General features: G+C 63.9%; 18 protein-coding genes and 1 pseudogene. 12 read left to right on the top strand and 7 right to left on the bottom strand.

Features of this window, described 5'->3' with window-relative positions; all coding sequences use genetic code 11:
• Both ACRCSW_RS08805 and ACRCSW_RS08800 read left to right on the top strand, forming a co-directional pair.
• A partial coding sequence (locus tag ACRCSW_RS08805; RefSeq protein ID WP_438704311.1) for a sigma 54 modulation/S30EA ribosomal C-terminal domain-containing protein occupies window positions 1–264 on the top strand: 264 nt, incomplete at its 5' end.
• A 33-nt stretch (window positions 265–297) separates the two neighbouring features.
• The gene (locus ACRCSW_RS08800; protein WP_438704309.1) at window positions 298–762 is read left to right on the top strand and encodes a PTS sugar transporter subunit IIA; all 465 of its coding nucleotides are present in this window, start codon (window positions 298–300) and stop codon (window positions 760–762) included.
• Window positions 763–940: 178 nt separating this feature from the next.
• Here ACRCSW_RS08800 and ACRCSW_RS08795 read toward each other — a convergent pair whose 3' ends face one another.
• The 7 genes from ACRCSW_RS08795 to cysQ all read right to left on the bottom strand — a co-directional run bounded on the left by ACRCSW_RS08795 (window position 941) and on the right by cysQ (window position 8,828).
• Window positions 941–2,338: a nodulation protein NodH gene (locus tag ACRCSW_RS08795; protein WP_438704307.1), complete on the bottom strand. Its 1,398-nt coding sequence runs from the start codon at window positions 2,336–2,338 to the stop codon at window positions 941–943.
• A gap of 4 nt (window positions 2,339–2,342) precedes the next feature.
• Complete coding sequence (locus ACRCSW_RS08790) at window positions 2,343–4,022, bottom strand: DUF5927 domain-containing protein (RefSeq protein ID WP_438704313.1); 1,680 nt, start codon at window positions 4,020–4,022, stop codon at window positions 2,343–2,345.
• Window positions 4,023–4,036: 14 nt separating this feature from the next.
• Window positions 4,037–5,047, bottom strand: a complete 1,011-nt coding sequence (locus ACRCSW_RS08785; RefSeq protein WP_438704305.1) for a glycosyltransferase family 2 protein — start codon at window positions 5,045–5,047, stop codon at window positions 4,037–4,039.
• A 28-nt stretch (window positions 5,048–5,075) separates the two neighbouring features.
• Window positions 5,076–6,110: a glycosyltransferase family 2 protein gene (locus ACRCSW_RS08780; protein ID WP_438704303.1), complete on the bottom strand. Its 1,035-nt coding sequence runs from the start codon at window positions 6,108–6,110 to the stop codon at window positions 5,076–5,078.
• Window positions 6,111–6,170: 60 nt separating this feature from the next.
• On the bottom strand, window positions 6,171–7,067 hold the full coding sequence (gene galU / locus ACRCSW_RS08775; protein ID WP_438704301.1) for a UTP--glucose-1-phosphate uridylyltransferase GalU: 897 nt from the start codon (window positions 7,065–7,067) through the stop codon (window positions 6,171–6,173).
• Between the two features lie 178 nt (window positions 7,068–7,245).
• Window positions 7,246–8,040, bottom strand: a complete 795-nt coding sequence (locus tag ACRCSW_RS08770; protein WP_438704300.1) for a 3-deoxy-manno-octulosonate cytidylyltransferase — start codon at window positions 8,038–8,040, stop codon at window positions 7,246–7,248.
• Window positions 8,037–8,828, bottom strand: a complete 792-nt coding sequence (gene cysQ / locus ACRCSW_RS08765) for a 3'(2'),5'-bisphosphate nucleotidase CysQ (RefSeq protein ID WP_438704298.1) — start codon at window positions 8,826–8,828, stop codon at window positions 8,037–8,039. The genes ACRCSW_RS08770 and cysQ overlap by 4 nt, the downstream gene beginning before the upstream one ends.
• 196 nt (window positions 8,829–9,024) lie before the next feature.
• Here cysQ and ACRCSW_RS08760 point away from each other — a divergent pair, with 196 nt between their 5' ends.
• From ACRCSW_RS08760 to ACRCSW_RS08715, 10 genes and pseudogenes are all read left to right on the top strand, one after another.
• Window positions 9,025–9,765 (top strand): ABC transporter permease, encoded by a 741-nt coding sequence (locus tag ACRCSW_RS08760; RefSeq protein WP_438704297.1) that lies wholly within the window; start codon window positions 9,025–9,027, stop codon window positions 9,763–9,765.
• A complete protein-coding gene (locus ACRCSW_RS08755; RefSeq protein ID WP_438704295.1) occupies window positions 9,762–10,358 on the top strand; it encodes a COG3650 family protein in 597 nt (198 codons plus the stop codon). The genes ACRCSW_RS08760 and ACRCSW_RS08755 overlap by 4 nt, the downstream gene beginning before the upstream one ends.
• A 216-nt stretch (window positions 10,359–10,574) precedes the next feature.
• Window positions 10,575–12,479: a molecular chaperone DnaK gene (dnaK, locus tag ACRCSW_RS08750; protein ID WP_438704293.1), complete on the top strand. Its 1,905-nt coding sequence runs from the start codon at window positions 10,575–10,577 to the stop codon at window positions 12,477–12,479.
• Window positions 12,480–12,552: 73 nt separating this feature from the next.
• The gene (dnaJ, locus tag ACRCSW_RS08745) at window positions 12,553–13,701 is read left to right on the top strand and encodes a molecular chaperone DnaJ (protein WP_438704291.1); all 1,149 of its coding nucleotides are present in this window, start codon (window positions 12,553–12,555) and stop codon (window positions 13,699–13,701) included.
• A 132-nt stretch (window positions 13,702–13,833) separates the two neighbouring features.
• Window positions 13,834–14,595, top strand: coding sequence for a RadC family protein (gene radC, locus ACRCSW_RS08740; protein WP_438704289.1), 762 nt, complete (start codon window positions 13,834–13,836; stop codon window positions 14,593–14,595).
• Window positions 14,596–14,622: 27 nt separating this feature from the next.
• Window positions 14,623–15,315: an HAD family hydrolase gene (locus ACRCSW_RS08735; protein ID WP_438704287.1), complete on the top strand. Its 693-nt coding sequence runs from the start codon at window positions 14,623–14,625 to the stop codon at window positions 15,313–15,315.
• Window positions 15,312–16,253 carry a sugar-binding transcriptional regulator gene (locus ACRCSW_RS08730; protein ID WP_438704286.1) on the top strand — a complete coding sequence of 314 codons (942 nt, stop codon included), beginning with the start codon at window positions 15,312–15,314 and terminating at the stop codon, window positions 16,251–16,253. The genes ACRCSW_RS08735 and ACRCSW_RS08730 overlap by 4 nt, the downstream gene beginning before the upstream one ends.
• 114 nt (window positions 16,254–16,367) lie before the next feature.
• The gene (locus ACRCSW_RS08725) at window positions 16,368–17,678 is read left to right on the top strand and encodes an ABC transporter substrate-binding protein (protein WP_438704284.1); all 1,311 of its coding nucleotides are present in this window, start codon (window positions 16,368–16,370) and stop codon (window positions 17,676–17,678) included.
• Between the two features lie 162 nt (window positions 17,679–17,840).
• On the top strand, window positions 17,841–18,713 hold the full coding sequence (locus tag ACRCSW_RS08720) for a carbohydrate ABC transporter permease (protein WP_438704283.1): 873 nt from the start codon (window positions 17,841–17,843) through the stop codon (window positions 18,711–18,713).
• 10 nt (window positions 18,714–18,723) lie between these two features.
• A pseudogene (locus ACRCSW_RS08715) lies at window positions 18,724–18,863 on the top strand (carbohydrate ABC transporter permease); the annotation flags it as partial.

Genomic DNA, 18,863 nt, shown 5'->3' with positions numbered 1-18,863 from the left:
GTTGAATTCGACGGTGCGGCCTCGTATATCCTCGCCGGAACCGAGGACGCCGAGGAAGCTGAACCCGAAACGCTCCAGCCTGTGGTCATCGCCGAGATGGAGACGAGGATACCCTCGATCACTGTCGGCGAGGCCGTGATGCAGATGGAGCTGGCTGGGCAGCGGATGCTGGTGTTCCGGAATGAAGGCCATGGAGGCGTGAATGTCGTGTACCGTCGGGATGACGGGAACATCGGCTGGATCGACCCCCGCAACAGCAAGTAACGCGCACCGTTCGCGCAGGATCGTCGTCCGCTCATGGAACTATCGAAGCTACTAACGCCAGGCGCCGTGCGGGTTGTCGGGCAGTTCACCTCGAAGAAGCGGCTGTTTCAAGAGTTGGGCGAGATCGCCGCGCAGGCTTACAGTCTGAACGGGGCGGCGGCGATCGACGGGCTGCAGGAGCGCGAGACGCTGGGGCCGACGGGTGTGGGACATGGCATCGCCCTGCCCCATGCGCGGCTGGAGGACCTGAAGGGAATCATCGGGGTGTTCCTGCGGCTGGAGAAGCCGCTGGACTATGACAGCGTCGACCGGCAGCCGGTGGATCTGGTCTTCGGGCTTTTCGCCCCGAAGGACTCCGGGGTCGACCATCTGAAGGCCCTGGCGCTGGTCAGCCGGACGATGCGGGACCCGGCGGTAGTGGCGAAGCTGAGGGCGAACAGCGACCCGGCCAAGCTTTATGCGATCCTGACCGAGGCCCGGGCGCCGCAGGCGGCGTGAAAGGGCATGACCCGCGGCGGGTCAACCTTGCGAGTCCATAAGAATCAATATTTTAAGATAGCATTGGGCAGAAGTTAACCTCTTCTGGCCCATGGGGTCCGCTCGTCGATGGACTTCGTCCACTCCTCGCTGGGCCGGTCCCGACGAGGAGACGAAGTCGAACGAGGAGGCGAAGGCCCTATCTTCGCCAGCTGCCAAAGCCGAAGCCCATGTAGTCGCGGGCATAGGCCTCGGCCGCGGCGTCTTCCAGGCTTTCGTCATAGATGCCCAGCAGCGCGGCTTCTGCGGGGTCTGGTGCGATGGCGGCGGGTGGAGTGACCCCGGTTTCGGCCGCGAGGAAGGCCAGGCCTTCGGGCAGGCGGTCCTCTCGGATCACCAGATCAAGCGGCTGGAAGCCCGCAAAGCCCTGCAGCACAGCGGTCTGGCTCGCAAGGCTCGGGTCCACACGGGCACCGGTCTGGCCGCCAAGTGCCAGACGGGCGTAGTTCAGGAAGATGCGGAAGGCGGCGCGTTCGGCCTCGGGGGTCGCGAAGGGCTCGCCCGCAGGTTGTAGTTCAGCAAGGAACCCGTTGATCAGGATGCGGCGAAGGTCCTGCGCCTCGCCCATCACGATCTTGCGCCGGAAGGCCACATGCGCGCGCAAAAGCGGGTGGCGGATCACGGTAAAGCTGCGATGGCCGGGATGCCGGCGCTTCCACTGGCGGAGGCTTTTCTGTTCGAATCCCTCCACGACCTCACCTAGACCGGAAAACCACTCGCGGACCGGAGCCTCGGGACCGGAACGGACGGGGAAGAACAGAAGCGGAGCGGCGGCGGTCGCCATTGTGGTGGGCACGCCCGCAGCACGGCGCGGCTCGAAACTGGGGGTACGGCCAAGATTGAAGACATCGATCCCGGCCGTCGCTTCCTTCAGGTCTTCGGGGTTTTCCAGCTTGTCTTCGATCGGGCCGGGGTTCTGCTTCTTCAAGGTGTCGTCCAGCACCTTGAACCGCCCCTCGACCCCAAGGAAGGCGGCAAGGCCGTTCATCACCTCGACCGAGCCGAGGTCTTCGTAGTCGAGGTAAAAGGCGGTCTGGCCGGTTGTCTGCAAGGCATGCTGCAGGAGGAGTTGGAAGGCCTGGATCGCCTCAAGATGCGCACGGAACTCGGGCGGGTCAAAGCGGACTTTGGCGGTCTTCAGGCGCCGGGCGTTGGTCAGCTTCCACTGGTCGGTGGCCTGGGCGATCTTCCAGCTGACGTAGCTTTCCAGCGGATTGCGGGTCAGGATGATCTTGGCGCAGGCGGGGTCGGGCAGGATGTCGTCGAGCACCCTGAGGTCATGGTCGTGGAAGAAGCGGAAACCGGACAGGCCTTCGGTTTCGGAGCGAAGCTTGCGGAGGAGGGGCTTCGGGTTCTGGTCCCTCTCCTCCATCGTGATGCCGAACATCTCGGTCCGGTCTTTCTTGCCGAAGATGTAGCGGTTGAAGACCTCGCCATGGCTGACAACGCCGGGGAGCGTGTTCAGGTTCGCTTCCAAGAGGTTCGACCCGGTGCGCATTTCGGCGAAGACGACAAAGCTGTGAAAGCGGGGCGGCATCGGGCTATCTGACGATCTGCGGCCGGGCGAAGGGCTGTTCCGGCGGGGCCAGTTCGGCGTCGGTCGGGAAATCGCCCATCAGGACGGGCTGCATGCCCTGGTTGCGCAGGTCCTGCAGGAAGCTGCTGAAGCCTACAAGGTTGACGAGGCGCGGCAGGGTGCCACTGCGATGCGGAGCGCGGGGGTTCAGGTCGTCGACCAGCTGCTGCAGGGGCTCGGCGGGGTTTTCGACGAATTCGGCCAGCGACCAGGTGCGCACCCGGGCCTTGGTGTCGGGTGCGGCGAGAAGTTTGAGGAACTCGGCTTCGATCTTCTGCAGGCGGGCGGCTTCGGGGCGGACCTCGGCAGCTGTGCGGCCCGAGCGCCAGAGCGGCACGGCGAAGGCACCGGTGATGAGGAAGATGTTGGCGTTCGGGTCGCCTGCAAGGAAGGGTGTGATATCCTGTTCGTCGGTCGGGCCGAACTGGAAGCACTGGGTCTCGCCCCTTGTGTTCCAGATCAGGCTGGTGAGGAAGCTGCGCGGGTTGTAGTCGCGAAGGGCTGCGCTGTCGGCGAGGCCGCCCTTGAAGACGCTTTCGCCGCTTGCGTATTCCACATGGTCGAAGGCGAAGAGATGGCCGTGGACACGGGCCTCGATGGTCTGGGCGAGCCAGGGGCGGAAGTCTTCAAAGATCTCGTCGAAGCCTTCAAAAAGGCCATAGGGCGCGGCCGAGCGGTTGCCGCCGCGGCCCTTGGTGGGGAAGCGGCTTTGCATGAAAAGGCCGGGGCGCCCTTTCAGCCGACGCTCGACCGCTTTGGCGAAGAGCCGGTTGATCTTGCCGGGGCTTGGGGCGATCCGCGAGGCGCGATCTCCATCCGGGGTCAGGAAGGTGCGGTAGAGAAGATCGGCGTCGTGCCAGATTTTGCGGGCGACGAAGGCGTCGGTCTGGCGCAGAAGATGCAGGTGGTCGTCGTAGAAGACATGCGGGCGGCCCTGATAGTCGAACTTCGACAGGGTGAGGGAGCGGCTCTCGATCCTGGTCGAGACCTGGCGGATCAGGGTCTGGAAGTAGCTTTCGTCGGGGATCCAGACGCGCTTGAAATAGCGGTCGTAGGTGGGCCGCATCGGGTGGTTCAGGATCGCGTCGAGGCTTTTGCGGGTGAGGCACCACCACTGGCTGCCAAGGTGCGGGGTCAGGCCTTCGGGGATGCGTCGGCGGAAGCCGAGGGCGCGCTGGAGGGCCACGTAGCCGTCGAACAGGCGTCGGTTGCGGCGCCAGGAGAATGGGAAGCGCAGGGTGAAGCGTTCGGTCGAGAGGCCGCCGACCGTCCAGCCGACATCGGCGGTGGTGACGCTTTCGATGAAATCGGTGTCGGGGTGGGCGGCGAGGTGATCTTGCAGGGCGCGGACGGGGCGGATGGGCAGGCAGGAGCCGGAGGCGAGGAAGACGTGGGTGACCTGGGGGAAGTCGGCGAGCATCTGGGTGGCGGCGTCGATGGTGGCGTGGACAAGGCCGAAGGTGCCCCATTCGCAGGCCGAGCGGCGCGAGAAGCGGATGTTCGGCAGGTCCTGCAGGGCGGCGGTGAGGGTGGCGAGTGCTGCGTCCCCGGCCCGGCGGTCGAGGTGGATGACGACGGGGCAGCCGTGGGTGGCCCAGTGGCGCGCGAGCTGCGCGGTCCGGTCCATTGCCGTGTGGCAGAGCATGACGACGCCCAAGCTCACGCCCAGTTTCCTTTTGACATCAGGCCCAGAACCTCTAGCTGGCGCCAGTTGACATACTTCTCGCTCCAATTGCACCAGAGATCGCGTTCGCGGGAAATGCCTTCGCGGTAGGCGCGGTATTCGTGGCTTTCGGCATAGTGCTGGCCTCGGGCCAGTTCCTCCTGGGCCTTGGCGGCGAAAGTGTCGAGGAACTTGGCGTGGAGGAGGCAGCCCGAGGGGCGCTCGCCCCCCTGATCGTCGTAGGTGAGGTTCAGGCGGCGGGGCAGCATCATGTGGGTCGAGGAGACATAGGCGAAGGAGCGGTCCCATTTCACGAGCGGGGTCTTGTTCATCGCGGGGGCCTGCTTTGGCCGGTCGGAGAAGAAGAGGCGCGCGCGGGGGCCGCCTTGGATCCAGAGGTTGCGGTAGAGGGGGTTGCGGCTGATCTGGTAGTTACCGCTGTCGAAGTACTGGGCGATTTCGAAGGGGTTCTGGCCTTCGCGGTAGGGATACTCGTGCATCGCGCCCTTGGGGTACATGTCAAGGATCATGGCCGAGAAGCTGCGTGTTTCGCCGGAGTCGAGCCAGTCGGTAAGGGCGCGGAGGGGGCGGGTTTCGCAGAACGGGTAGACGAGGAATTCGTCAACGTCGACGGTCAGGCACCAGCGTCCGTGGCCGTGGGTGCGCAGGAGGTGCATCATCCAGTCCATCCCGAAGCGGGAGGTCTTGTAGCTGAAGTCGGTGGTCCAGACGGAAACGTCGGGCTGTTCGGCCAGGTATTCGCGGGTACCGTCGTCCGAGGCGTTGTCGACGATGAGGAAGTGGTCGATGCCGAGGCGGCGGTAGTAGGCGAGGAAGTAGGGGAGCCGGATCCGTTCGTTCCGCATGGTGGAGAAGAGGAGGATCGGCTGGGCGGGGAGCGCGGCGGTGCGGTCCTGAACGGGGCGGAGCTGGCGGCGGCGGCGGAAGGCGCGGGCGAGGAGGTACTGCCGCTTCACCCGCAAGCGGTAAAGCGACATCAGGCCCATGGCCGGCCTTTCCGGCAGGAATGTCCCGTCATATCCAGCCGCCCCGCGACATCAGGCCCAATGCCTCTAGCTGTCGCCAGCCGGTGTAGCGGGTGGACCTTGCCGTGTGCAAGACCGGGTCGGCGGTGAGGCGGTCGTAGTAGGCTGCGTATTGGGCGCCATCGGCGAAGTGCTCAGCCCGGGCTTTCTCATCGGCAGAGCGGTCGGTGATGCCGGGGAGGAACTTGGTGTGGAGGATCACGCCCGAGGTCAGCTCTCCGCCATCGGTGGCGTAGACCTGGTTGAGCCGTGGCGGCAGGAGGGTGTGGGTGGAGTTCACGTAGGCATAGCGCCAATGCCAGCGGACAAGGGGGGTCTTGTTCAGGGTGGGCGCGCGGCGGGGCTGGTCGGCGAAGAAGGCGCGGGCGCGGGCGCCGCCCTGGATCCAGAGATTGCGCATCCGGGGCTGGACCTGGACCTGGTAGTTGCCTGGGTCGAACCATGAGAGGTGGGCGATCGGGTCGTCCTCCGGTCCGATTGTGCCCTGCGACACGGGGCCTTTAGGATACATGTCGACGGTCAGGGTGCCGAAGGAGCTGCGGCCTTGCCGTTCGAGCCAGTCGGTCAAGGCGGGCAGCGGGCGGGTCTGCCAGTAGGGGTAGACCAGAATCTCGTCTGCATCGAGGGTAAGGCACCAGTGGCCGTGACCGTGGCGAAGCATCAGCCACGTCAGCCAGTCCATCCCGAAGCGTGAGGCTTTGTAGCTGGCCGAGGTTTGCCACAGCGAGACATCGGGCTGGTCGGCAAGGAACCTCACGGTGCCGTCCGTGCTGCCGTTGTCGACGATCAGGAAATGGCGGACGCCTAGCTTGCGGTGGTGATCCAGCACGAACGGCAGGCGCTGCATTTCGTTGCGGACGCACATGAAGCAGAGGATATCGCGCGGCTGGATAGAGGCGGTGCTGTCGATGACCCGCGCCAGCTCGTGGCGGCGGCGAAACGCACGGGCCAGAAGCGCACGGCGACGGAGGCGCAGCTTGTAGGCGAGATAGGCCGAGCGAAGGCCGAGCCGAGGCTCGGGCAATTCTCCGATCGGGCAGGCATGGGGCAGGTCCCCGGAGTTCGGAACCGTTGCCCCCAAAGCTTATTGCGCGGCCTTCTGCATGGCCATGAGCTCGTGCAGGAAGCCCGCAAACTCTTCCCCGAGGTCCGGGCGAGAGAGGCCGAAGGCGACGGTGGCCTGCAGGAAGCCGATCTTCGAGCCGCAGTCGTAGCGCTGACCCCGGAAGCGAAGGCCGAAGACGGCGTCCTTCTTCTTGGTCTCTTCCGCGATGGCGTCGGTCAGCTGGATTTCACCGCCTGCGCCCTGTTTCATCCGGTTGAGATTGGTCAGCACCTTGGGGGTCAGGATGTAGCGGCCGATCACGGCGAGGTTCGAGGGCGCGTCGCCGGGCTTGGGCTTTTCGACCATGCCCTTGACCTTGACGATCCCGCCCTTGTCTTCGGCGATGTCGAGCACGCCGTAGCTGGAGGTGCGCTTTGGCGCGACTTCCATGGCAGCGACCATGCAGCCGCCGGTTTCGGCATGCGCCTCGACCATCTGCTGGAGGCAGGGCGTTTCGGCGGCGATCACGTCATCGGGGAGGAGGACGGCGAAAGGTTCGTTGCCGATCAGGCGGCGGGCGCACCAGACGGCGTGGCCGAGGCCCATAGGCCGGTTCTGCCGGACATAGGCGATGGCGCCGCTGTCCATGTTGGTGTCCTTCAGGATATCAAGGAGGTCGGTCTTGCCCTTCTTCCGAAGCTCGCTTTCCAGTTCCGGCGCGTGGTCGAAGTAGTCCTCAAGCGCGGATTTGCCGCGCGAGGTGACGAAGATGAATTCCTTGATCCCGGCGGCGCGGGCTTCGTCGATCGCGTACTGGATCAGCGGCCGGTCGACCAGTGTCATGATCTCTTTCGGGATCGACTTGGTCGCAGGCAGAAACCGCGTGCCGAGGCCCGCGACTGGAAACACAGCCTTGGTGATCTTTTTCGTTTTCATAGGTCGTCCTAACCCCCATTTGGGGAATCGTCTAATTATTCAGCACAATCGAGGTCGCAGGCGATTCTGACCTTATCCGGGCAGGCCTACGGCAATAATTGTAAACTGCACCACCGGGGCATGGTTCGCATCAAAAAACGACAGCGCGGCGACAATCCTGACCTATTTGACCTTGTTTTCACGCGTGGGAGGAGTGTGAGAGCATCTTTTCGATGATGGCAACGTCGGAGGGGTTGTTCAGCTCCCAGAACTCGCGGCCACGGGAATCGACCTGAACACAAAGGACCGGCCAGCCGTTTTCGAGGAAGCGGAGCTGTTCCAGGCCCTCCAGCTCTTCCAGGGGGCCCGGGTTCCAGCTGGTATAGGCGTCCAGCGCGTTGGGGCGGTAGGCGTAGACGCCCACGTGGTGGAAGACCGGAGTGGGGGCATCGGGGGGGAAGTCGGTGGCGGTGAAGGGGATGACTTCTTTGGAGAAATAGAGTGCATGGTTCTGCGCGTTGAAGACCGCGGTGGTGCCCCCGACACGGCCCGCCTTGCGGTCTGTCAGAAGCCCGGCAAGGGCACGTCCGCTGCAGCGCAGGACTGGGGTGGCGATCTGGGCCTTCGGGTCGGCCTTGAGGCCCGCGATCAGGTTTTCGACGAACCACGGCGGCGTCAGGGGGGCGTCGCCTTGCAGGTTCACGATGAGATCGTGGCCGGGGAGGAGTGTCGCTACCTCGGCGCAGCGTTCGGTGCCGTTTCGGGCGGCGGAGGAGGTCATCACCACCTCGGCCCCGAAGGCGCGGGCGTGGGTGGCGATACGGTCGTCATCGGTGGCCACGACGACGCGGTCGGCGCCTTTGACGGACATCGCCGCCTCCCAGCTGCGGCGGATCAGGGTCTTTTCGCCATCGGGGCCTTTGAGCGTGACGAGGGGCTTGCCGGGGTAGCGGGTCGAGGCGTAGCGGGCGGGAATGGCGATGAGGGTGGTCATTTGAGCGTGACCCCAGGGGCGAAGGCGATGAAGAAGGGGTTGTCCCAGCCTTGTTTGCCGTAGGCAAGGGGCTGGTGGTCGTCGAAGCGGACGACCTGGCCGCCTGCGCCGCGCAGGACGGCATCGCCAGCGGCGGTGTCCCATTCCATCGTGCGGCCGAGGCGGGGGTAGAGGTCGGCCTCTCCCGTTGCCACGAGGCAGAACTTGAGGGAGGAGCCTGCGGAGGTCATGTCCCTTACGCTGTAGTGGCTGATGTAGTCGTCGGTCGCCTGGTCGCGGTGGGATTTGGAGGCGACGACCATGAGGGCGGTGTTGTCGGGGCGGGAGACGCGGATGGGCGTGACGGGGCCGGGGGCGTCTTTGTCGAAGGGGCCGGTTTCCTCGACCGCGGTGCCGTCGGGGAGGGTGTAGAACAGGCGATCCTTGGCCGGGGCGTAGACGACGCCGTGGGTGGGGGTGCCGTCCTGGACATAGGCGATGTTCACGGTGAAATCGCCGCGGCGCTGGACGAACTCCTTGGTGCCGTCGAGAGGGTCGACGATAAAGAAGGTGCGGGCGGAGAGGGCGTGGCTGGCGGCCTGCTCCTCGGTGATCAGGGGCACATCGGGGAAGGCAGCGCGGAGGCCTGCGGAGATGACGGCATCGGCGGCCTCGTCGGCTTCGGTCACGGGGCTGGCGTCACCCTTGGCGCGGACCTCGAAGTCGGGCTGGCCGTAGACCTGGAGGATGCGGTCGCCCGCAACGAGCGCCAGACGGCGGAAAAGCGGCACCAGTGTTGCGAAATCCATCACGTCTCCTTCGGGCGATTGATCATCCGTCCGGGCGCCCTTATCCTTCGGCGTCAACGGAACGGCAAGATTTGCTGATGCATCATGCCGGACCTGTCAGAGAAAGACCCTGATGTTCAGCCACAAGCCGAATAACCGTTCATGGGGAAGCCTGGGGTTTGGAACCCTTGAGCAGATCTTTCATGCGGCCATCCGCATGCTGCGCAAATCGCACGGGAACGCAGTCCTCGGGCTGGTGATGTCGATTGTCCAGGCGCTGATCATGCTTCTGGTCATGTACTTCATGATGAGCCTTTTCGGCCTGCGCAGGATCGCGGTGCGCGGCGATTTCATGCTGTATGTGATGTCGGGCGTCTTCATGTTCATGACGCATATCAAGGCCATTGGTGCCGTGTCGAATGCGGACGGCCCGACCTCGTCGATGATGATGCATGCGCCGATGAACCCGATCATCTCGATCATGGGGGCGGCTTTGGGGTCGCTTTACCAGCAGACGCTGGCGGCGGGGGTGATCCTGTTCTTCTACCATGCCCTGGTCACCCCGATCACCATAGACGAGCCGGTGGGGATGATGGGGATGTTCCTTCTGTCGTGGTTCGCGGGCGTCGGCATCGGGATGATCTTTCTGTCGGCAAAGCCCTGGCAGCCGGACACCGTGTCGATCATCGTGACGCTGTATCAGCGGGCGAACGTGATCGCTTCGGGCAAGATGGTGCTGGCCAACAACCTTGCGCCCAATCGCCGGGACTGGTTCGACTGGAATCCGCTGTTTCACACCATCGACCAGGCGCGCGGGTTCATCTTCCTGAATTACGCCCCACGCTACACGTCGATCGAATATGCGCTGAGCTTTGGGTTGGTCTGCGTCATGATCGGTCTGATGGCCGAATACTTCACGCGCCAGCATGCGTCGGCCAGCTGGAACAAGCGGCTGTGATCCGGGCTGCGGCACTTGTTCTGCTGCTGGTCGCAGGCCCGCTTCGAGCCGAGGATTTTCCAGCACTTTATGCCGTGACGGGCGTTGCAGCGGATGACGTGCTGAACATCCGCGCGGCGCCGGAGGCTGACGCGCCCATCCTTGGGGTAATGCTACCTGATGCAACTGGGGTGGAGGTGGTTTCGGCTACGGACGGCTGGGCGGTCGTCAATGCGGGAGAGCAGGCGGGCTATGTCTCGCTGAAGTTCCTGAGCCGCGAGCCGGGGCCGACCTGGTACGCGCTGGAACAGCCGCTTGCCTGCAGCGGAACCGAACCGTTCTGGTCGCTTGCCATCGACCCTGGTGCAGGCACGGTGGTCTACACGACACCCGATCCCGAGGATCTGCTGGAAGGGAAGATCGGCCGGACCTGGCCCGGCGAGCCCTGGGCCACCACGGCAGCGCTGGCCCTGCCGCAAGGCTTTGCGGTGGTGCGTCCGGCGGCTTGCAGCGATAGCATGACAGACCGCCCCTATGGTCTTGCGATCGACATCTTCCAGAACGACGGCGTCCATGACCGTCTGGCCGGATGCTGCGTTCTGGGTGGTCAGTGAGGCCGCCCTTTGTGCCCATGGAGGCTGCAGAGGGCAGGTCAAAGCCATAAAGATTCGCCAAATACTCTACGTTCGGGCCGTTGCAGGGGCTTTTACACCTGCCTATATACGGCTGGCACATAGACGGGCAGCCAGCCCCGTCGCTTAACCCATGGTAGGGATGCCGACTTGCAAGGGTCCTTGCCGGAACATCGCCTGAAGTAAAGGGATACACACATGGCCAAAGTCATCGGTATTGACCTCGGGACCACGAACTCTTGCGTCGCCATCATGGATGGTGCGCAGCCTCGGGTCATCGAAAACTCGGAAGGCGCGCGCACGACGCCTTCGATTGTCGGCTTCACGGAAAGCGAACGTCTGGTGGGCCAGCCCGCCAAGCGCCAGGCCGTGACCAACCCCACAAACACAGTCTTCGCAGTGAAGCGCCTGATCGGCCGCCGTCTGGGCGACGCCGAGGTGGAGAAGGACAAGAAGCTTGTCCCCTATTCCATCGTCGACGGCGGCAACGGCGACGCGTGGGTTCAGGTCCGGGGCGAGAAGTACTCGCCGTCGCAGGTCTCGGCGTTCATCCTGCAGAAGATGAAGGAAACGGCTGAGTCGTATCTGGGTGAGACCGTCACCCAGGCCGTCATCACCGTGCCCGCCTATTTCAACGACGCCCAGCGCCAGGCTACCAAGGACGCGGGCAAGATCGCGGGGCTTGAGGTTCTGCGCATCATCAACGAACCGACTGCGGCCGCGCTGGCCTATGGTCTGGACAAGAAGGAAGCGAGAACCATCGCGGTCTATGACCTTGGCGGCGGTACCTTCGACATCACCATCCTGGAAATCGACGACGGGTTGTTCGAGGTCAAGTCCACCAACGGCGACACCTTCCTTGGTGGTGAAGACTTTGACATGCGGATCGTCCAGTACCTTGCGGACGAGTTCAAGAAAGAGCACGGCGTCGACCTGTCGCTGGACAAGATGGCACTGCAGCGTCTGAAGGAAGCGTCGGAAAAGGCGAAGATCGAGCTTTCGTCGTCCCAGCAGACCGAGATCAACCAGCCGTTCATCAGCATGGACAAGAACACCGGGCAGCCTTTGCACCTGGTGATGAAGCTGACGCGGTCGAAGCTGGAGAGCCTGGTCGAGGACCTGATCAAGAAGTCGATCAAGCCGTGCCAGGCCGCTTTGAAGGACGCTGGCGTGTCCAAGGAAGACATCGACGAGGTTGTGCTGGTCGGCGGTATGACCCGCATGCCGCGTGTCGTGGAAGAAGTGACCAAGTTCTTCGGGAAGGAACCCCACAAGGGCGTTAACCCCGATGAAGTCGTGGCTTTGGGCGCGGCCATTCAGGCCGGTGTTCTGCAGGGCGACGTCAAGGATGTCGTGCTGCTGGACGTGACTCCGCTGTCCTTGGGGATCGAGACGCTGGGTGGTGTCTTCACCCGCCTGATCGACCGCAACACGACGATTCCGACGAAGAAGTCGCAGGTCTTCTCGACCGCCGAGGACAACCAGAACGCCGTGACGATCCGCGTGTTCCAGGGCGAGCGGGAAATGGCCGCGGACAACAAGATGCTGGGCCAGTTCAACCTGGAACAGATCCCGCCCGCCCCGCGTGGCGTGCCGCAGATCGAAGTGACCTTCGACATCGACGCCAACGGCATCGTGTCGGTGAAAGCCAAGGACAAGGGCACCAACAAGGAACAGGCGATCACCATCCAGGCCTCGGGCGGTCTGTCGGATGCCGACATCGAACAGATGATCAAGGACGCCGAAGCCAACGCCGAAGCCGACAAGGAGCGTCGCGAGCTTGTCGAGACCAAGAACCAGGGCGAAAGCCTGCTGCACTCGACCAAGAAGTCGCTGGCCGAGCATGGCGACAAGGTTGACCCCTCGACCGTCGAGGCGATCGAGCTGGCGATGAGCCCGCTTGAGGATGCCTTGAAGGGTGAGGATGCGGGCAAGATCAAGGGCGCGATCCAGAACCTGACCGAAGCCGCGATGAAGCTGGGCGAGGCGATCTACAAGGCCAGCCAGTCGGAAGGCGGCAAGGATGACGAGCCGCGGCCGGTGGACGATGACGACATCGTCGACGCCGACTTCGAAGACCTGGGCAACAACAAGCGGAAATAATGCCGCATGAATCGAGAGATGGGGCGGTCTGGCGACGGACCGCCCCTCCTTGGTTTGGTTTGGGGGTTTTGGCGTGGCAAAGCGTGACTATTACGACATCCTGGGCGTGAAGAAGGGTGCTTCGGGCGAGGAGCTGAAGAAGGCTTATCGGACCAAGGCCAAAGAGCTGCACCCCGACCGCAACTCGGACAATCCGCAGGCCGAGGCCCAGTTCAAGGAAGTGAACGAGGCCTACGAGGTTCTGAAGGACGACCAGAAGAAGGCGGCCTATGACCGCTTTGGCCATGCGGCGTTCGAGGGCGGGATGGGCGGCGGCCCGCGTCCCGGCAGCTATGGCCAGCAGGGCGACTTCGCGTCGGCGTTTTCCGATGTGTTCGAGGACCTGTTTGGCGATTTCATGGGCGGCAGGGGCGGCGGCGGGGGCCGGAGCCGGGCTCAGCGCGGGTCCGACCTGCGGTACAATCTGCGTGTGTCGCTTGAAGAGGCGTATACCGGCGTGCAGAAGACGATCACCGTGCCGACGTCGGTCACGTGCGACATCTGCCATGGGTCGGGTGCGGAAGGCGGGGCCGAGCCGGTCACTTGCCCGACGTGCAACGGCATGGGCAAGGTCCGGGCGCAGCAGGGCTTTTTCACCATCGAGCGCACCTGCCACCAGTGCAACGGCATGGGCCAGATCATCAAGAACCCCTGCCGGACCTGTGGCGGTCAGGGGCGGATGCAGCGCGAGAAGTCTCTGTCCGTCAACATCCCGCAGGGGGTGGAGACCGGGACGCGGATCAGGCTTGCCGGCGAGGGCGAGGCGGGTCTGCGGGGCGGGCCGAATGGCGACCTTTACATCTTCATCGAGGTGAAAGAGCACGCGATCTTCCAGAGGGACGGGGTGCATCTCTTCTGCCGGGTGCCGGTGTCGATGCCGACCGCCGCGATGGGTGGTGAGGTCGAGGTTCCCACAATCGATGGCGGCAAGGCGCGGGTGAAAGTGCCGGCGGGTGCCCAGACCGGCAAGCAGATGCGGCTTCGGATGAAGGGGATGCCTGCGCTGCGGTCTTCGAACACCGGGGATATGGTGATCGAGATGGCCGTCGAGACTCCGGTGAACCTGACCGCGCGGCAGCGTGAGCTTCTGCGGGAGTTCGAGAAGCTGAGCGAGGAGAACAACCCCGAGGGCTCGTCGTTCTTTTCCAAGGTCAAGGGGTTCTGGGACGGGATGAAGGGCTAGTAAGACCTCCTCGAGCACTTCGTGCACTCGTCGGAGCGGCGATGAGCGAGGAGTGCACGAAGTGCTCGACGAGCGGCCCCCGAAGTCTTCGCATTAACCGTTCCTCAACCATGCTTCGGTCAGGATCGGGGCATGTCGTCGTTCAACGAACCCATGCTGCCGCTGATTGCCCCGATGGGCGATGCGGATGAGGCCGAGCCGCAGGCGCTGACCGGGCGGCTGCCGTCGTATATCGCCGACCATCGGCAGCGGCTGCGCGACCGGTTCATGCAGGCGGGCGGGACGGCCTTACCGGACTATGAGCTTCTGGAGCTGGTGCTTTTCCGCGCGATCCCTCGGCAGGACGTGAAGCCTCTGGCGCGGCTGCTTCTGGATACGTTCGGGGACTTCAACCGGGTGGTCACCGCGTCTGTGGCGCGGTTGCAGCTGGTGAAGGGGACCGGTCCCGCGGTGGTGCTGGAGCTGAAGCTGGTCGAGGCTTCGGCGCAGCGGATGATGCGGGCTCGGGTGATCCAGAAGCCGATCCTGTCCAGCTGGGATGCGCTGCTGGACTATTGCCATACAGCGATGGCGCATCGGGAGACGGAGCAGTTCCGCGTCCTGTTCCTGGATCGCAAGAACGTGCTGATCGCGGATGAAGAGCAGGCGAAGGGCACCGTCGACCATGTGCCCGTCTACCCGCGCGAGATCGTGAAGCGGGCGCTGGAGCTGAACGCGAGCGCGCTGATCCTGGTGCACAACCACCCGTCGGGGGATCCGACGCCTTCGGACTCGGACCTTGCGATGACGCGGCAGGTGCTGGACGCCTGCGAGACGCTGGGGCTGACCTTGCACGATCATCTGATCATCGGCAGATCGCGCGAGCTGAGTTTTCGGGCTCAGGGCTACCTTTGACGCCGGGCCTGCGCTACGGATGTGGGCATGATCCCCGCACCCGACTTTGACCTTGTGATCTTTGACTGCGATGGAGTCCTGATCGACAGCGAGATCATCAGCGCGCGGATGCTGGTGGCCGAGCTGGCCCGGTTGGGGCTTGCGATCGATCTGAGCTATGTCGAGCGTCACTTTCTGGGGCGGAGCTACCCGGTTGTGATGGATACGATCCGCCGCGAATATGGTCTGGACCTGCCTGCGGATTTCGAGGCGCGCTACCGCGAGAACCTGCTGGCGGTGTTCCACAAGGAGCTGAAGGTTGTCCCCCATGTCCGTGACGTGCTGGAAGCGATGGGCGTGCCGTTCTGTGTGGCTACGTCCTCCAGCCCCAGGCGGGCGGAAATCTCGCTTGGTCTGGCGGGCTTGAGCGCGCTTGTCGAGGGGCGGGTCTATACCTCGACCATGGTGGCGCGGGGCAAGCCAGAGCCAGACCTCTTCCTGTTTGCAGCGAATGCCATGGGCGCGCGGCCAGAGCGGACGCTGGTTATCGAGGACAGCCTGACGGGCATCCGCGCGGGTCTTGCGGCGGGAATGACGGTCTGGCGCTTTGTGGGGGCAAGCCATCTGGGCCCGGACACCCCGGAAGAGCCCGAAGACGCGCGGCCGCATCGCAGGCTTGAGTCGTTCGCGGCTTTCTTCCAGATTGCCCCGAACCTGAAGAAAGACCGGTCGACGACATGAACAGCGAACCGACATTGCTGGACGAAGCCGCAAGGGCCGGCTGGCTCTACTATGTCGCCGGCATGACCCAGGACCAGATCGCGACCGAGCTTGGTGTCTCGCGCCAGCGGGCGCAGCGGCTGGTAAGCAAGGCGATGGCCGAGGGGCTGGTCCGGGTTCGGCTGGACCACCGGATCGGGCGCTGCATCGAGCTGGAGGTCGGCCTGATCGAGCGGTTCGGACTGCGTCAGGCCCGTGTCGCACCGGGCCTTGGCCATGGGGCCGATCCGGCGCGGGCGACTGCCGGGGCGGCGGCGGCGCTTCTGGAAAGCTATCTGGCCCGGACCGAACCGCAGACCATCGCCTTCGGGACAGGCCGGGCGCTAAGCGCGATGGTGGGCGAGATCGCCAGCGGCCCGAATGAGCGTCACAAGATCGTTTCGCTGATCGGGAACATCGCTCCGGACGGGTCGGCTTCGTTCTATGACGTGATCATGCGGCTGGCCGACAAGCTGCATGCGCCGCATTATCCGATGCCCGCGCCGCTTATCTCGGAAACGCCGGAGGAACGGGCGATGTTTCACGCCCTGCGGCCGGTTCAGACGGTGGCGAACCTGGCGAAGGAGGCGGACGTCGTCTTTGTCGGGATCGGCCAGATGGGCGACGATGCGCCGCTTTACAAGGACGGCTTCGTGACCCGGGCGCAGATGACCGAGATGCTGGCGCAGGGTGCCGCGGGAGAGATCGTGGGCGGGGTGATCGACACCGAAGGCCACTATATCGAGACGCCGATATCGGCCCTTGTCGGGGGTGTAAGGGTCGAGCCTTCCCGGCCGGGTCCGGTGATTGGCGTCGCTGCGGGACCGACCAAGGTGACCGCGATCGGCGCTGCTTTGAAGGGCCGAATCGTCAATTGCCTGGTGACCGACGAGCCAACGGCGGTGGCCCTTCTCGCCTGACGCCGTCCGGCGGCTGGACATGAGTTTGCAGGATTTTTCCCAGTTGACGGCCCGTGCACAAATGTGAATAATTACTCACGCAATGGGCAATTGCTCATGCCTAGGGAGGATATCATGAAACTGACCATCCGGGCGCTTCTCGGCGCCTGCGCCATTGGTGCATTAAGCACCGCTGCCATGGCCGAAACCACCATCACCGTCGCGACCGTGAACAACGGCGACATGGTCCGCATGCAGGGCCTGATGGACGACTTCTATGCCAAGCATCCTGACATCAAGGTGGAGTGGGTGACGCTGGAAGAGAACGTCCTGCGCCAGAACGTCACCACCGATATCGCAACTGGTGGTGGCCAGTACGACGTTATCACCATCGGCACCTATGAAGTTCCGATCTGGGGCAAGCAGGGCTGGCTTGTCAGCCTGAACGACCTGCCCGCCGACTATGACATCGACGACCTTCTGCCCGCGATCCGCGGTGGTCTGACCGTTGACGGCAACCTGATGGCATCGCCGTTCTATGGCGAAAGCTCGATGGTCATGTACCGCAAGGACCTGATGGAAGCTGCTGGCATGACCATGCCGGACGCACCGACCTGGGCGGACATCGAAAAGGCCGCGGCCGCGATGACCAACAAGGACGCTGAACAGTACGGCGTCTGCCTGCGCGGCAAAGCCGGCTGGGGCGAGAACATGGCCTTCCTGACCGCCATGTCGAACTCGTTCGGCGCGCGCTGGTTCGATGAAAACTGGGTTCCGCAGTTCGACAGCCCCGAGTGGAAGGCGACGCTCGACTTCTACCTGAACCTGATGAACAACTACGGCCCGCCCGGCGCGTCGAACAACGGCTTCAACGAAAACCTGACGCTGTTCAACCAGGGCAAGTGCGGCATGTGGATCGACGCCACGGTTGCGGCTTCGTTCGTGACCGGCAAGGATTCGACCGTTGCCGACAAGGTTGGTTTCGCTCTGGCACCCGACAATGGTCTGGGCAAGCGCGGCAACTGGCTTTGGGCATGGTCTCTGGCCATCCCGACTTCGTCGGACGCTCCGGACGCGGCAAAGACCTTCATCAACTGGGCGACCAACAAGGACTATCTGGCCCTCGTCGCGTCCAAGGAAGGCTGGGCCAACGTGCCTCCGGGAACCCGCACCTCGCTTTACATGAACGAGGAGTATGCCAAGGTTCCGTTCGCCAAGATGACGCTCGACTCGATCAACTCGGCTGACCCGACCGCACCGACCGTGCAGCCGGTGCCTTATGTCGGCGTCCAGTTCGTGGCGATCCCCGAGTTTGCCGGCGTGGCAACCACGGTTGGCGAGATCATGTCGGCGGCACTTGCCGGTCAGTCGACTGGCGATGAAGCTCTGGCCGCTGCGCAAGCCGCGGTGACCGAAGAGATGACGGCCGCCGGCTACATCAAGTAACGAGAACCGAAGGGCAAGGCTCCCGAGCCCTTCGGCCAAACTGGGCTTGCGGACTCCCCAGATCCGCAAGCCCACTCTCTCCCAAGCCCGAAAAGCTGACTTCGTTCACAGCACTTCAGGCTGCGCTCTCTCCATCGGCATCAGACCCCGGAGACCTGCACCATGTCCACGCATTCCAGCCGTCTGGCCGCCCGGGTGATGGTGGCACCCTCGGTGATCCTGCTTCTGATCTGGATGATCGTGCCGCTGGCGATGACGCTTTACTACTCGTTCCGGCTTTATCGGCTGGTCTCGCCGGATCGGACGGGCTGGGTGGGGTTCAACAACTATCTATGGTTCTTCAGATCGCCCGACTTCTGGCTGTCGCTGTTCAACACGCTGGCGCTGGTGGGCGGGGTTCTGATCATCACCGTGGTGCTGGGCATCCTGATCGCTTTGCTGATCGACCAGCCTGTAAAGGGCCAGGGCATCCTGCGTATCCTGGTGATCGCGCCGTTCTTCGTGATGCCGCCGGTTGCGGCGTCGATCTGGGAAAACCTGTTCATGCATCCGCAGAACGGGCTTTTCGCTGCCGCCGCCCGAGGGATTGGCATGCAGCCGATCCTGTTCCTGCAGGACTATCCGATGTGGTCGGTGATCGGGATCGTGTCCTGGGAGTGGCTGCCGTTCTCGACGCTGATCCTTCTTACCGCGCTGCAGTCGCTTTCGTCCGAGCAGATCGAGGCGGCCGAGATGGACGGGGCATCCGCCTTCAGCCGTTTCCGCTATATCGTGCTGCCGCATATGACGCGGGCAATCACGGTGGTGATCCTGATCCAGACGATCTTCCTTCTGGGCATCTTCGGCGAGATTTTCACGACGACTCAGGGCGGGCCAGGCGCGGCCTCGACCACGCTGCCCTACATGATCTTCAAGCAGGCGATTGCGGCCCAGGATATCGGCCGCGCGGCAGCGGGTGGGATCATCGCGGTGATCCTGGCGAATATCGTCGCCTACTTCCTGATGCGCGGCATCGGCCGCCATCTGGACGCGTGAGGAGAACCCGATGGCACGCGCCCTTTCCCCCCGCCGCAAGCTGATCACCACCATCGCAGCCTGGTCGGTGGCGCTGATCATCTTCTTCCCCGTGCTGTGGATGATCCTGACCAGCTTCAAGACCGAAGCCTCGGCCGTCGCCTCGCCGCC

The sequence above is a fragment of the Tabrizicola sp. genome (assembly GCF_051645465.1).
In the GTDB taxonomy this organism is placed as follows: Bacteria; Pseudomonadota; Alphaproteobacteria; order Rhodobacterales; family Rhodobacteraceae; genus Tabrizicola.
Note: the sequence above shows the minus strand (reverse complement) of the source record. Positions and strands in the feature narration are given on the sequence as shown.